This window comes from Caballeronia telluris (assembly GCF_001544495.1).
Lineage (GTDB): Bacteria > Pseudomonadota > Gammaproteobacteria > Burkholderiales > Burkholderiaceae > Caballeronia > Caballeronia telluris.
On record NZ_FCNZ02000006.1, the window covers coordinates 46,607 to 59,867 of the forward strand.

15 protein-coding genes are annotated in these 13,261 nt (G+C 65.7%); 6 read left to right on the forward strand and 9 right to left on the reverse strand.

All coding sequences use genetic code 11. The features are described from left to right. The first annotated feature begins 58 nt into the window (after window positions 1-58). Entirely contained in the window at window positions 59-514 is a 456-nt protein-coding gene (locus tag AWB66_RS09565; RefSeq protein WP_159462901.1) for a universal stress protein, read from the forward strand. Window positions 515-533: 19 nt separating this feature from the next. Here AWB66_RS09565 and AWB66_RS09570 read toward each other — a convergent pair whose 3' ends face one another. The 4 genes from AWB66_RS09570 to AWB66_RS09585 form a co-directional block, all read right to left on the reverse strand. Next, window positions 534-2,087: a phospholipase D family protein gene (locus AWB66_RS09570; protein ID WP_087630059.1), complete on the reverse strand. Its 1,554-nt coding sequence runs from the start codon at window positions 2,085-2,087 to the stop codon at window positions 534-536. Between the two features lie 116 nt (window positions 2,088-2,203). Then, window positions 2,204-2,512, reverse strand: a complete 309-nt coding sequence (locus AWB66_RS09575) for a hypothetical protein (RefSeq protein WP_087630060.1) — start codon at window positions 2,510-2,512, stop codon at window positions 2,204-2,206. Between the two features lie 75 nt (window positions 2,513-2,587). Then, window positions 2,588-3,697, reverse strand: a complete 1,110-nt coding sequence (locus AWB66_RS09580) for an extracellular catalytic domain type 2 short-chain-length polyhydroxyalkanoate depolymerase (RefSeq protein WP_235021064.1) — start codon at window positions 3,695-3,697, stop codon at window positions 2,588-2,590. 152 nt (window positions 3,698-3,849) lie between these two features. Continuing rightward, window positions 3,850-5,421: a sensor domain-containing diguanylate cyclase gene (locus AWB66_RS09585; RefSeq protein ID WP_087630061.1), complete on the reverse strand. Its 1,572-nt coding sequence runs from the start codon at window positions 5,419-5,421 to the stop codon at window positions 3,850-3,852. A gap of 379 nt (window positions 5,422-5,800) precedes the next feature. On the opposite strand from AWB66_RS09585, the gene AWB66_RS09590 reads away from it, so the two are divergent. Next, window positions 5,801-6,997, forward strand: a complete 1,197-nt coding sequence (locus tag AWB66_RS09590) for a chromate transporter (RefSeq protein WP_087630062.1) — start codon at window positions 5,801-5,803, stop codon at window positions 6,995-6,997. On the opposite strand, the gene AWB66_RS09595 is transcribed toward AWB66_RS09590, so the two are convergent. Together AWB66_RS09595 and AWB66_RS09600 are read right to left on the reverse strand one after the other, a co-directional pair. Then, entirely contained in the window at window positions 6,994-7,743 is a 750-nt protein-coding gene (locus AWB66_RS09595; RefSeq protein ID WP_087630063.1) for a ProQ/FinO family protein, read from the reverse strand. The genes AWB66_RS09590 and AWB66_RS09595 overlap by 4 nt on opposite strands. 288 nt (window positions 7,744-8,031) lie before the next feature. Further along, window positions 8,032-8,928, reverse strand: coding sequence for a LysR family transcriptional regulator (locus AWB66_RS09600; protein ID WP_087630064.1), 897 nt, complete (start codon window positions 8,926-8,928; stop codon window positions 8,032-8,034). Window positions 8,929-9,068: 140 nt separating this feature from the next. Here AWB66_RS09600 and AWB66_RS09605 point away from each other — a divergent pair, with 140 nt between their 5' ends. Continuing rightward, on the forward strand, window positions 9,069-9,953 hold the full coding sequence (locus AWB66_RS09605) for an aldo/keto reductase family oxidoreductase (protein ID WP_087630065.1): 885 nt from the start codon (window positions 9,069-9,071) through the stop codon (window positions 9,951-9,953). Between the two features lie 14 nt (window positions 9,954-9,967). On the opposite strand, the gene arsH is transcribed toward AWB66_RS09605, so the two are convergent. Together arsH and AWB66_RS09615 are read right to left on the reverse strand one after the other, a co-directional pair. After that, window positions 9,968-10,750: an arsenical resistance protein ArsH gene (gene arsH / locus AWB66_RS09610; protein WP_087630066.1), complete on the reverse strand. Its 783-nt coding sequence runs from the start codon at window positions 10,748-10,750 to the stop codon at window positions 9,968-9,970. Next, window positions 10,750-11,073, reverse strand: coding sequence for an ArsR/SmtB family transcription factor (locus AWB66_RS09615; RefSeq protein ID WP_087630067.1), 324 nt, complete (start codon window positions 11,071-11,073; stop codon window positions 10,750-10,752). Before AWB66_RS09615 ends, arsH begins: the two co-directional genes overlap by 1 nt. A gap of 162 nt (window positions 11,074-11,235) precedes the next feature. Between AWB66_RS09615 and AWB66_RS09620 the strand changes: the two genes are divergently transcribed. Together AWB66_RS09620 and AWB66_RS09625 are read left to right on the forward strand one after the other, a co-directional pair. After that, the gene (locus AWB66_RS09620; RefSeq protein WP_087630068.1) at window positions 11,236-11,628 is read left to right on the forward strand and encodes a DUF6632 domain-containing protein; all 393 of its coding nucleotides are present in this window, start codon (window positions 11,236-11,238) and stop codon (window positions 11,626-11,628) included. Window positions 11,629-11,688: 60 nt separating this feature from the next. Beyond that, window positions 11,689-12,363, forward strand: coding sequence for an HAD family hydrolase (locus AWB66_RS09625; RefSeq protein WP_087630069.1), 675 nt, complete (start codon window positions 11,689-11,691; stop codon window positions 12,361-12,363). Window positions 12,364-12,420: 57 nt separating this feature from the next. Here AWB66_RS09625 and AWB66_RS09630 read toward each other — a convergent pair whose 3' ends face one another. Beyond that, entirely contained in the window at window positions 12,421-12,867 is a 447-nt protein-coding gene (locus tag AWB66_RS09630) for a DUF3597 domain-containing protein (protein WP_087630256.1), read from the reverse strand. Here AWB66_RS09630 and AWB66_RS32900 point away from each other — a divergent pair. Next, window positions 12,866-13,150 carry a hypothetical protein gene (locus AWB66_RS32900; RefSeq protein WP_125469697.1) on the forward strand — a complete coding sequence of 95 codons (285 nt, stop codon included), beginning with the start codon at window positions 12,866-12,868 and terminating at the stop codon, window positions 13,148-13,150. The genes AWB66_RS09630 and AWB66_RS32900 overlap by 2 nt on opposite strands. Window positions 13,151-13,261: the final 111 nt, after the last annotated feature.

Sequence of the window (13,261 nt, forward strand, 5' to 3'; positions counted from 1 at the left end):
GACGGGTATCGAAGAATGGGCGCAGGACACGCGGAAACGATTCGGCGGGGAGCAGCTCATGCGGTGCATCGTGGTGGCATACAACGGTTCGGAGTGCGCGCTCGGCGCCGCGCTTTTCGCGAAACACATGGCGCAGCAACGCGGCGCACGACTGCACATCCTGACGGTCGCGCGGGTGCCGGCGGTCGGTTTCGACGCCTGCATGAACGAGATCATGGAGCAGCGCATCGCGCACTGGGAACAAGCGCTTTCCGTATTGAAAGCGAGGCTGCCGGACACGCAGGACACGATCCGGCTGTCGCTGCGCACCGGCGACCCGTGGCGCGAGATCGTCGATTACGCGGCCGAGCACGGCGCGGGCGAAATCGTCGTGGGCTGCCGCCGCTACTGGCTGGGGCGCTGGCCGGCGAGCCACGTCGTGCGGCGCGTCGTGGCGCATGCGCGATGCGCGGTCACCGTCGTGCCGAAGCCCGGCCGCGCATTCACCGCGACGCACGGCCACGCGGTCGCCTGATCGAAGGCGGCGCGTTCGCTCACAGTTGCGATTCGATCGGCAAGAGTCCGAGGAACCAGATTCCGGTGCGCCGCATCGCCGACACGTCCGGCTCCTTGTCGAGTTCCGTCAGCGTGCCGTCGGACGCGGTGTCGATCCAGACGATGTGGCTGCCGCCCTGCGGATCGCCGCGCAATTCGAGCCGCCACGCAACGCGGTCGAGATTCTTGCCGATGCCGTCGACCACTTCGCCCGCCGCCTGCGCGCTCTCGCAATACACGCCGATCTCCGTGTTCAGTTCGACCGAGCGCGGATCGAGGTTCATCGAGCCGATGAAGATGCCGGTGCGGTCGAACACGTAGGTCTTCGCGTGCAGCGAAGCCTTCGACGATCCGAAGGTCGATTTCTTTTCCGTCGACTGGTTGCCCGCGACCGGCTTGAGTTCGTAGAGACGCACGCCCGCTTCGAGCAGATCCTTCCGATAGCGCTGATAGCCCGCGTGCACGGCGGAGACGTCGGTGGCCGCGAGCGAATTGGTCAGCACCGTGACGCGCACGCCGCGCGCGGTCATGCCGGCAAGCCACGCGACGCCTTCCTTTTGCGGCACGAAGTACGGCGAGACGACGAGCATCTCCTGCTCCGGCTGAAGTTTCAGCGCCTTGAGCTGCGACATCAGGTGTCCTTCTGCATCCGTCGGCGCGCGGGTGATCTTCGCGGGATCGTCGTAAAGGAGCGTCGCCTTGCCCCAGGAGAATTCGGCATCGCGGCTGTGCAGCGCGTCGGTCAGGCGCGCCTTGGCCTGGATGAAGTACGGCGTGCTGCGCTCGGACGCCATGTACGCGTCGAGTTGCGCGCGATAGTCGAGCAGGTCGTTCGGGTCTCCGTGACGGCCCATCAGGTTGTCGATCGGATACGCAGCCTCCGAGTTCCAGTATTCGTCGAACGCGACCGACACTTCGCGCACCACCGGACCGTGCACGAGCACGTCGAGGTCGCCGAACGCGACGGTCGTCGAGGCGCCAAAGTATTCGTCGCCGATGTTGCGGCCGCCGAGAATCGCGCCCTGGTTGTCGGCGATCAGCGCCTTGTTGTGCATGCGCCGGTTCACGCGGAAGAATTCGAGCGCCGAGCCGAGCCGCTTGAAACTACGGCTCGCGACCGGATTGAAGAGCCGGACTTCGACGTTTGGATGCGAGGCGAGCGCGAGCAGCACGCGATCGTCCGCGTTCGTGCCGAGGTCGTCGAGCAGAAGGCGCACGCGCACGCCGCGGTCCGCCGCGCGCAGCATGGCGGCGGCGAGCGTGCGGCCCGTGGCGTCGTCGTGCCAGATGTAGTACTGCATGTCGAGCGTGCGGTCTGCCGTCTCGGTCAGGATGATGCGCGCGACGAGCGCGTCCATCGCATCGGGCAGCAGGTGGAAAGCGGTTTCGCCGGGATGCGCCTGCTCGCCCGGCGCGAACGCGGCGCCAAGGCGCGTGCGGGCGGTGTCCTGAACGGCGTGCGTCGCGATGCGGCCGCCTTGCGGCGGAAGGCTCGCGCACGCGTTCAGAAGCAGGACGAGCAAGGCCGCCATCAGTCGACGAAGCTGGATCATGTGCGCTCCCCGCGTGACATGAAAGAGCGCTGCCGAGGACAGCGCGCCGTCGGTGATCCTACATGGTTTGCCGCGCGCGCTGGTTTCGTCTGGTGTTGGCTTCGGAGGTTTGTCGGCTAGTCGTCGGCGCCGGGGTTCTTCTCCGGCAGCGGCTGATCCGTGCCGGGTTCCACAGGCGTAGGAATGGCGTCGCCGATCGGCTTCGAGACTTCGTTCACCGCCTCCGGCGTGTCCTCGACAGGACCCGCAACCTCGGCATCGTCTGCCACGCTATCGCCCTTTTTGGGTATCGGCTGATCGAGGCCCGGTTCGACCGGCGCCGGTATCGCATCGCCGATGGGTATCGACACGTCCGTGGGCGCGTCGCTTAGGTCGTCGTGTGCGTCGTCCGGCGTTTCGTTCTCGTCCGAAGGTGAAGTCGTCATGACGGCCTCCTGCCGGCAGTGGTTGATTCAACCTGCCGCAAGACCCGTTCCACGATCATTATTGTCTTCGACACTTCACTGGCTCGCGCCCGACACGAGCCGGTCGATCATGTTGCGGATCGCACGCATCTGGACGCCGCGATGGTCGGCGAAATGGCTGCCGGTGTAGCCCCACCAGTCCCAGCAGCCGTTGGGATTCAGGCCGGGGATGGAGACCGCCTGCGGAAACAGCACGACGATCCGGTTGGTCTCCGCCCAGCGCGCGTAGCCCGCGTCGCGCACGAACGTCTCGCCGAAGAAGAGGCCGCCGCCCGGCGGCGAGTCGAGCGGCAGATAATCCTGGCCCTGCTCGCAGCCGTGCAGCGCGACGTGCAGGCGGCAACGCGTCCCGGTCTTGCACGCGGCGGGCACGTAGAGCCAGCCCGAGGCATCCATGCCCGTCGTCCAGGCGAAGCTCGCGGGGCGATCCGCCGGCAGATAGCGCGTCTGGTCGAAACGGAGAAAGTGCGTCTGCGTCGCTTGCGTCGTGGCGGGCGCTGCGAGCGGCGCCGGACCGTAGATCCAGCCGAGCATCTCCTTCGCCGCGTCGAACCGGCATTTCCCGATGAACGGCGACTCGGACTTCGAACACGCCACGCCGTAGTTCGCGGTCGGCATCGTGTGACCGGTCTTGTCGCGGTCGATCTCCGTGCGGCTTTGCTCCGGCACGCCGAGCGCCGCGTAGTAATCGCCCAGTTGCTTCACGACGGGTCGCGGCACGGTCGCGTCGCTCGCGCCGGAAATCATGATGACGCGCTGGCCGCCGATGTTCGCCGCATCGTCGATCAGGCGGCTCGCCGCGAACGCCTTGGTCTTCGCGACGAGCGCGGGGACGTCGGCGCTCGTCGGCGTGACTGCGCAGAGGCTCGCCGGCTGAATCGTGCAGGAGCATTGGGTCGTCGCGATCGCGATGCTGCCCTGCGCGCAGTAGTACGGCCCGCCCGCCACGACGCCGACGCCTTTCACGATCGACGAATACGCGACGCCGAGTTGCACCGCCATGAAGCCGCCGGACGAGAGGCCGGAGACCGAAGTCTGGCTAACGTCGATGTCGAGCGCAGGCAGCGGCGGGTAGGTCTCGGCAGAGACGAAGCCCGGCCGGAGCGCCGACAGCGCGAACGCGCAGACACACGGAATGGCTTTCATCGGCTCGCCTCGCGCGGTTCGATGTGGCTCGTGCACAAAGGGAAACGCCCGCGCACGCGCCTTGAGCAAATGCGCGACTGATCGAGATAATCTTAGGAGGAAAAACCGGCGTGTTCGGCTTTGTGTCGTCCCGATGCCGGAGATTGGCCGATTTACCGGGCGAGCGCGCCCCGCACGAACGCCGGTCCTTCGTCGCCCTGCGCCTCGGCGCAGCGGCTCGAAAGCGCCACGACATTGCGGCCCATCGCTTTCGCGCGATACAGCGCGCGGTCCGCGTCCTGGATCATTTCGGACACGTCCATGCCCGATTCCGGGTCCCAGCTCGCGCTGCCGATGCTGGCCGTCACGCAGCCGAACTCGCTGCCGGCGTGACGAAGCGACAGATCGCAGATGGCCGCACGAATCTTTTCCGCGATGAACGACGCCCCCGCCGCGTGCGTGTTCGGCAGCACGACGACGAATTCCTCGCCGCCGTAGCGCGCCGCCGTATCGCCGGGACGCCGGATGCTGTCGCCGATGCACTTCGCGACCGCTGCCAGCGCTTCGTCGCCGGCCTGATGGCCGTAGGTGTCGTTATAGGCCTTGAAGCGGTCGATATCGACGAAAAGCAGCGAAAACACGCCGCGCGCGCGCCGTGCGCGGCGCCATTCGAGGTCGAGGACTTCCCCGAACGTGCGGCGGTTATTGAGGCCCGTCAGACCGTCGGTGCGGGCGAGCAGCTGCAATTCCGATTCCGCGCGCATGCGCCGCCGCAACTGTCTGCCGAGCACCGCCGAGAGCGCGACGAACGCCACGCCGAGCGCCGCCATCAGCGAGCCGATCGTGAGCGCGCGGCGCCGCCACGCGGCGTAGATATCCTGCTCGGCGACCGCCACCATCACGATGAACGGCAGATGCGGCAGCGTCTTGAACGTATAGAGGCGCCGGACGTGGTCGATGGAGGCGGTGTCCGAGAAGTCGCCTTCCTTGTCGGCGACGAAGCGGCGGAACGTGCTGGCCTTGCTGATGTCGCGTCCGATGATGCGTTCGTCGAAGGGCTGGCGCATGACCATCACGCCGTTGCCCCCGATCACGGAGGCCGATCCGCGCGCGCCGAGCGACAGCCCGGCAAAGAGATTGCGGAAATAGTCGAGGCTCACGGCGATCATCGCGATGCCCGCGAACGACCCGTCCGGGCGCGAGATGCGGCGGCTCAGCACGATGCTCGGCGTCGGGCCGAGCAGGACGAAGCGGACCGGATCGCTGATGAAAAGACCGGCGTCGCGCCTGTCGCGCTGCGCGGTGAAGAACGCGGCGCTGGCGAAGTTGGCCCAGCGCGGCACGTCGCTCACGGAATCGATGACGACATTGCCCGACGCGTCGAGCACCAGCAGCGCTTCGAGAAATTTGGCGGTGGCCGCGCGGTCGAACAGGACGTCGCGACGCAGATGCGCGGGCAGCGCGCCGACGGCGGGCTGCCTCAGTCCTTCGATGATCGCCTGAAGCGAGAGATCGTAAAGCTCGAAATTGCGGACGATGTCGCGCTCGGCAATCAGCGCGACATTACGCGACGTTTCGCGCGTGCGTTCGAGCGCATCCTGACGGCTCTGATAAAGCACGAGCGCGCATAGACCGACCATCACGATGGCAAGCAAGGCAGCGCCATACACGATGCCATGCAGCGCGATGGATTGCTTGTCTTTGAATCGTTCTCGCAGACGTATAAACCATTCGTTCGTTTTCATTGATCAGAACTTTGAAACGTTTGCCAGAGAATTCTATTTATAAAAACACTTCAGTGCCATTGAAAAAAATCTGCTGAAACGTTTTCGTTGGATAAATGCCCACATCAGGAAAACCCCGATGATCCTTTCGCAATACGAATGCAAGGCTGCGTTAAGATCGCGGAAAACCCAAGCCCGGCGGGGATTGCAGGGAAATTCCACGGTAACGTCTGAAGGGTTCAGCCGCATTGCGCACGGCGGATCGGTACGTTATTCAGCACGAACATTCGTGTTCTGCGAGTTGCGGCGATTAACCATCGTCTAATCGTAAGCTAGTTTAGCGTCGTTGCCATGCGCACAAAAACAGGACAAAAGCGGATCAGGTTTTCGGATACGAAAAATGGCGATGACAAGTGCGGACATCAATCTCGTGGGCGAGCGTGAATCACTTTGGCGCCTGTTCTGGACGGTATGCGGGTTGTCGGCGGTATCGTGGGGCGGACTCGCACTCATGGCGCAACTCGAACGCCATTATGTGGAACGCCGGCAATACCTTTCCCCATTGGCCTTCGCCGATCTGACGGCGCTCGCGTGGATGGTGCCCGGGCCAGTGGGATGCAACGTCGCGGTGCAACTGGGACACGTGCTGCGCGGCCGCGCGGGCGCGTGGGCCGCCGGAATCGGGAGCGTGCTGCCGTTTTTCCTGCTGATGACGCTTTTCGCGATCTTTTATCGCACGCCGCTGGTCCGCTCGCTCACCTCGCCGACGCTCGTGAATCACTTCAGCGTCGTGCTGGCCGTGCTGATCGGCGTGACGTGGTACAAGCAGACCCGCACGATCCTGCGCGGCAAGGTGGAATGGGCGGCATCGCTCTTCGCCTGCGCGACGCTCGTGCTTGCGCACGGGCCGGGGGCCTACGTGCTGGTGCTCGCGAGCACCTTCGCCGCGGGATGGATGCTCGAAGCGGAACGCGAGACCGTCTCCGATGTACTGCACACGCGCAGCGACTGGCGGCTGCCGGTGGTGCTCGCCGCGCTGCTGCTGGTTTTTGCGCTGCCGCTGCCGACGCCGTGGCAATTCACGCTGTTGTGGCCGCGGCTCGCGGGCGCGGGGCTGACGCTGTTCGGCGGCGGTTTTTCCGCGCTGCCGGTGTTGAAGGCGCTGTTCGTCACGCCGGGCACGGGCGTCTCCGACAACGATTTCACGCTGGCCTTTGCCCTTTCGCCGATCGCGCCGGGACCGCTTCTGAACGTGATTCCGTTCTTCGGCTATCTGATCGATGGCTGGCTGGGCGCGCTCGTCGCGACGGTCGCGTTGTTCGTGCCCTCGGGATGCCTCGTCATCTTCGCCCAGCGGCATCTGGCGGCGCTCAAGAGCTATCCGCGCTTCGAGAACGGCATGCGGCTGCTGCGCGCCGCCACCACCGCGTTCCTCGCGATCGCGGTGCTGAAGATTCTCCTGCACATTCCGCCGCAGCCTGCGTACCTCGTGACTGCGGCCTTCGGATGCATGTGCCTCGCGAAGCTGAAGCTGCCGGTGTACACCGTCTACGCGACCGTCGCGGGCGCGTTCGGCCTCTGGCTGCTATGCCATTAGGAATCGCTCGCTGAGGCCTGTTCCGGTGCGACGGCCGGTTCGGCCGTCTGCTCGGCCGCCGGTGCAACGCCGGCCGGCGCCTCGCCGATGGCCGGCGCCTGTTCCGACGTCGCAGCCTGTTCGGACTTGCGTGCCGCCTTCGCGGCGCGGTTCGATTCCGAATTGCGGGCCCGCACGGCATCTTCCGCTGACACCTCGCCCACGGCCGTGCCGCCGAGATCCACGCGCGGCGCGCCCTCGACGAGACTCGACCAGTAACGGCTGCCGCGACACCAGATCTTGATGGCGTCGCGCAACTCGGCTTCCGTCAGCGCTAGTTGTTCCGCCTGCGCGACCAGATCCTTGAAGATGCCGACCTTCAGCGGAACCTTCGACGCCGGCTTTTTCGGGAACGCCTGCGGGAAGCTGTTCTGCAGCTTGCGGATCGTCAGGACGACGGGATCGGTCGGCTTCGCGTCGACGGGCTTTGCCTGCACCGGCGCCGGACGCGGCGACTTCGCGCGCTCGGGCCGTGCGTGCGCCGTCCTCGCCTGTCCTGACTTCGACTGCGCGGGCTTCGACTGCGCGCCCTTCGCTTGTGCGCCCTTCGCTTGCGACGGTTGTGCGTCGCGGCCGGGCTCGCCCGCCTGCGGACGATGCTGCCGGGAAGGCTTGTTCGGTTTGGACGCCTCGGACGTCTTCGGCGGCGGCGTTTTCGCCCGTTTCGCCAGTTGCTCTTTCAGTGCCGCGAGTTGCTCGAAGCCCATGGTGCATGCCTCAGGAAGTTTTCGATGCCGGTCGTAAATGACGAGCGCCAGTCGGCCGCTCGTCGCGTGACCGCAGAACGCATGATACGCAACCGGTCCGCATCGTGCCGCGCGAATCAAGCGAATCGCGTGTGAACCGGCGCTGGCCGCCGGTCGGGGCGAGCGGCGGGCAAAAAAAAGCCCGCTCAGTTTGAGCGGGCACAATCCATATCGGTTGAGACATGGAGGAGACACGATCAGTATAAACCCGAATCGTGTAAACCGCTAGTGCAAGATGCATCCTATTGCTTATCGAAATTGGCGAAGGAAATCGACGAAGGCCCGCAGCGGCGCCGGCATGTACCGGCGGCTCGGGTAATACAGGAACGGCCCTGAAAAGCTGCACCACCAGTCTTCGAGCAGCGGTTCGAGCGCGCCGCTTTCGAACGCGGGCGCGAGCCACTCCTCGAACAGGAAAATGACGCCCAAGCCCGCCACCGCCGCGCTCACCGCCATGTCGGCTGCGATGGTCGTCACGACGAGCGGCCCGCTCGGGTCCACGCGCACCGTCTTGCCCTTGCGCTCGTATTCCCAGGGCGGCATCGCACCGCTCGCGAAGCGCTGTCGGATGCACGCGTGTCCGAGCAGATCGCGCGGATGGCGCAGCCGCGCGCGCCCCGCGAGATAGGCGGGCGAGGCGGCGGTCGCGAAGCGCTGCCGCCTCGGGCCGATCGGCACCGCGATCATGTCCTGTTCGAGCCGCTCCTCGTAACGCACGCCGGCGTCGCAACCGGCGGCGAGCACGTCGACGAAGGTATCGTCGACAGTCAGTTCGAGCCGGATGTCCGGATGTGCGCGCAGAAATGCCTCGACGATCGGCGACAGAAAGAGCCGCGCCGCGACGGCCGGCACATTCAGCCGCAGCGTGCCGCGCGGACTCTCGCGAAAACCGTTGACGACGTCGAGCGCGGCCTCCACTTCGCCGAGCGCCGGCACGAGCCGCTCCAGCAGTTGCGTGCCGGCTTCGGTGAGCGTGACGCTTCGCGTCGTGCGCTGGAAGAGCCGCACGCCGGCCTGCGCCTCCAGCCGGCGCACGGCGGCGCTCAACGCGGATGCCGAATAACCGCTCGTGCGCGCCGCCTCGCGAAAACCGCGGCTCTGCGCGACCGCCATGAACGCCGCCAGGTTGCCCAGATCCAACGCCATCGCGCGCCTCCGCCGTTCAGATCGCAAAGCGATCATTGTGCAGCTTCTCGCACGACCTGTATCGAATGAATCCACTTATCGCACAACGTGCTCGCGCCTATAGTTTCTCCACGGCAATCCCACATCAACGGAGAAATCGCATGACTTCCTCAAGCCATCTCGGCGGGCACTTTACCTTCGCGGACGGCGCGATCACGGTGAACCGCATGGGCTACGGCGCGATGCAGCTCGCCGGTCCCCAGGTCTTCGGGCCGCCCAAGGACGAAGACGCGGCCGTCGCCGTGCTGCGCGAAGCGATCGCGCGCGGTGTCGATCACATCGATACGTCCGATTTCTACGGCCCGCATGTCACCAATCAGCTCATCCGCCGCGCGCTGCATCCGTATTCCGACGACCTCGTGATCGTCACGAAAGTGGGCGCGCGCAGGGAAGCGGACAAGTCGTGGCCCGCCGCGCTCTCGCCGAAGGAACTCACCGACGCCGTGCACGACAATCTGCGCAATCTCGGCCTGGACGCGCTCGACGTCGTCAATCTGCGGGTCGGCGGCGTTCATGGGCCGTCGGAGGCGTCCATCGAAGCGCCGCTGACCGTGCTCGCCGACCTCAAGCGCCAGGGGCTGATCCGCCATATCGGTCTGAGCAACGTCACGCAGCGGCAATACGAGGAGGCGCGGCCGATCGCGGAGATCGTCTGTGTGCAGAATCACTACAACCTCGCGCATCGCGACGACGATCCGATGATCGACGCGCTCGCCGCCGAAGGTGTCGCGTACACGCCGTTCTTTCCGCTGGGCGGGTTCACGCCGCTGCAATCGTCGGCGCTGGATCGCGCCGCCGCCGCGCTCGGCGCCACGCCGATGCAGGTTGCGCTCGCGTGGCTGCTGCAACGCTCGCCGAATATCCTGCTGATTCCGGGGACATCGTCGGTCGGGCATCTGCACGAGAATCTCGCGGCGGCGTCGCTCGCGATTCCGCCCGAGGTATTGGCCGAACTGAACGCGATCGGGTCCGGCGCGCAGGGTTGAACGCGGCTGCGTCGTTATTCGACTTCGCCGTCGTCGGAGTCGGCGTCAGTGTGGGCGTCGCGGGCGCCGGAGGTCGTTTCGTGGTCCATCGCGGCGCTTGCTAGCGATGTCGCGAGTTCCGGACGCGCTTCCTTGCGCTCGCTGTAACGGTCGGTTAGATAGTCGGTCCGGTCGCGCACGAGCAGCGTGAACTTGATCAACTCCTCCATCACGTCGACGACCCGGTCGTAGTACGAGGAAGGCTTCATGCGTCCGTCGGCATCGAATTCCTGCCAGGCCTTCGCCACCGACGACTGGTTCGGGATGGTCACCATCCGCATCCACCGGCCAAGCACGCGCAGCGCATTGACCGCGTTGAACGACTGCGAGCCGCCGCTCACCTGCATCACCGCCAGCGTGCGGCCCTGCGTCGGACGCACGCCGCCCGTTTCGAGCGGCAGCCAATCGATCTGGTTCTTGAACACCGCGGTCAGCGTGCCGTGGCGCTCCGGACTGCACCAGACCTGCCCTTCCGACCAGAGCGAGAGCGCGCGGAGTTCGCCGACTTTCGGATGATCGGCGGGAACGCTGTCGGCCAGCGGCAGGCCGTGCGGATCGAAGACGCGCGTCTCGGCGCCGAGATGCCGCAGGATGCGCTCGGCTTCGAACGTGAGCAGCCGGCTGTACGACGTCGGCCGAAGCGACCCATACAGCAGCAGGATGCGCGGCGGATGCAACGAATTCGACAAAGGGGTGAGCTTGGCGAGGTCGGGTACGTCGGCATGAGGTGCGCTCAGATTCGGCAAGTCGGACGACATCAGCAATTTCCTGGTTGAAGCGCGCCGGCCGCGCAGGCGGCGCCCGAGCAGCAGTTCTCGGTCAGAAAGCCGATGAGACCGTTCATCGCATCGAAATTAGCCGAGTAGTAGATAAAGCGACCCTCCTGCCGGCCGCTCACTAGCGCGGCGTGCGACAGGTCCTTCAGATGGAACGACAGTCCGGAAGGCGTGAGGCCGAGTTGCTGGGCGATTTCGCCCGCCGGCAAGCCGGCCGGACCGGCGACGACGAGCGCGCGAAAGACCGCGAGCCGCGAATCGTGGGCGAGCGCGCCAAGCGCGCGTACTGCGAGGTTCGAGTCCATGTCGCGGAGAATACGCGCGTCGCGATGTTATTTCAAGTTTTGTTGAAACGATAACGGCGACGCGATGCCGTTCGCATTGAGCCTCGGCGCATCGCGACCTGTTTTTTCGACCGTTCGCGTCTATAACGGATTCAATCGACCACCGACCAACAGACAGTTCACATGGATGACGCACACCGGCTGAAGTACTTGCGAATCGCGCTGGTCGTGGTCGGCGCGATATCGGTCGCGGGGTTTTATCCGCTGATGATCGTCTGGCCTTCGGGCTGGGCGTGGCAAGCCGGCTATTCCGACTATCCGGCGATGATCGTCGGCATCTACGCGACGCTCGGCGTGTTCCTGATCCGGGCCGCGCGCGATCCGCTCGACCACCTCAGCCTGATCTGGTTCACGGTCTGGTCGAGCGTGGTTCACGGTTCGATCATGGCGGTGCAGTCGTTCGCCCATCCGGCGCATCGCGCTCACCTGCTCGGCGACGTCCCCGCGCTCTTCATCGTCGCGATCGTGCTGGCGGTGCTGACACCGCGCAAGGGAAAGGCATCATCCTTGCGGTAGTACGATGCGCATTCGGACCCGACGCGCCGCCTGCCGAAAACTCTTGCAAGGATTGACATCATGCGAATCGAAACCTCGTTCCTGTTCGATCTCGACGGCACGCTCGTCGACAGCGTGTACCAGCACGTGCTCGCCTGGAAGGAAGCCCTCGACGACGAAGGAATCGAGCTGTCGGTGTGGCGCATCCATCGCAAGATCGGCATGAGCGGCGGCCTGTTCACCAACCAGTTGCTGCGCGAGACGCACGGCGAGATCAGTCCGGATCGCGTCGAGCGGCTGCGGCGCTCGCATGCCGAGGCGTATCAGCGGCTGCGCGCGCAGGTGTGTCCGCTGCCGGGCGCGCGCGAACTGCTCGCGGCGCTGACGCAGGCCGGCACGCGCTGGGCCATCGCGACAAGCGGCCGGATGGAGACGGCGGCGGTGAATCTGGCGGCGCTGGGCGTCGATCCGGCGACGGCGGTCGTCGTCACGCGCGACGACGTGAAATACGCGAAGCCCGATCCCGACCTGTTCATCGCGGCGGCAGAGCGGCTCGGCGTGTCGATCGAACACACGGTGGTGGTCGGAGACAGCATCTGGGACATGCTCGCCGCGCGACGCTGCCGCTCGCTCGGCGTCGGCTTGCTGTCGGGCGGATATGGCATGGACGAACTGGAACGCGCGGGCGCGCTGCGCGTCTACGAAGATCCAGCGGACCTGCTGCGGCATCTGGACGAAGTGGCCGCGCGGCCGTAGCGGCCGGGAGTCCGCGCGAACGCGGCGCGGATCTCCCCGGTTCGACGTGCTCGTCGATCAGTTTTTGAGGTCGTCGGGCACCTTGCCGCCGTTTTCCGCGAGCTTCTGCATGACCGCCTTGTGCAGCCACATGTTCATCGCTGCCGAATCCTCCGTGTTTCCGCCGTAGTGCAGTTCCTGCGCCAGTTCCTTGCGCGCGGCGAGACTGCTATCGAGCCCCAGCAGTTTCATCAGATCGACAATCGACGTGCGCCAGTTCAGTTCCTGCCCCTGGCTCGCCTGCATGCTGACCAGAACGGCTTCGACATCCACGGCTGGCATCGGCGTGACGGGCGGCTGGACCGCGCCCGCCGCGGCTGGCGTCGACGAACCCGACGGCGCGGCGGACGCCGACGCGGGGCTCGGCTGCTGCGGCGTGGCAGGCGCTGCGGTCGCGCCGGAACCCGAGGCGGCCGGATGGTCGTGCGGGAAAATCTTGTTGAGGATGGTCGAGAAGATGCTCATGTCGGTCTCCGAGAAGTGGGCTGATTGCCTCGTCCCCAAGCGCAACGATCGTTCCCAGCCATTCGCTTTTGCGTCGATGTGCGTGTTTGCCTGCCTGCCCGGCCACATCGTGGGCGCACGCGTCAGAAGCGTTTTCTTCCCGCTGATGCCGAATTGCAACGCCGATCAAAAAATGCCTGCCGCCCTTGAAGCGGCGCCCTATAACAAAAGCAGGAAGCAAGAAAGCCGGCACGCACGCATGCATCCTCCGCCGTATGAATCGCAGACGGCAGCCAGTCGTTAAGCGTTTCGTGAAGAACGCAAGAGCCGCTTCCCCGGAACGCGCGCGCGAATCCTCGCGCCGCGCATCTTCTAACCGAACCCATGTCGCGCGAGCCAGGGACTCCCGCCCCGA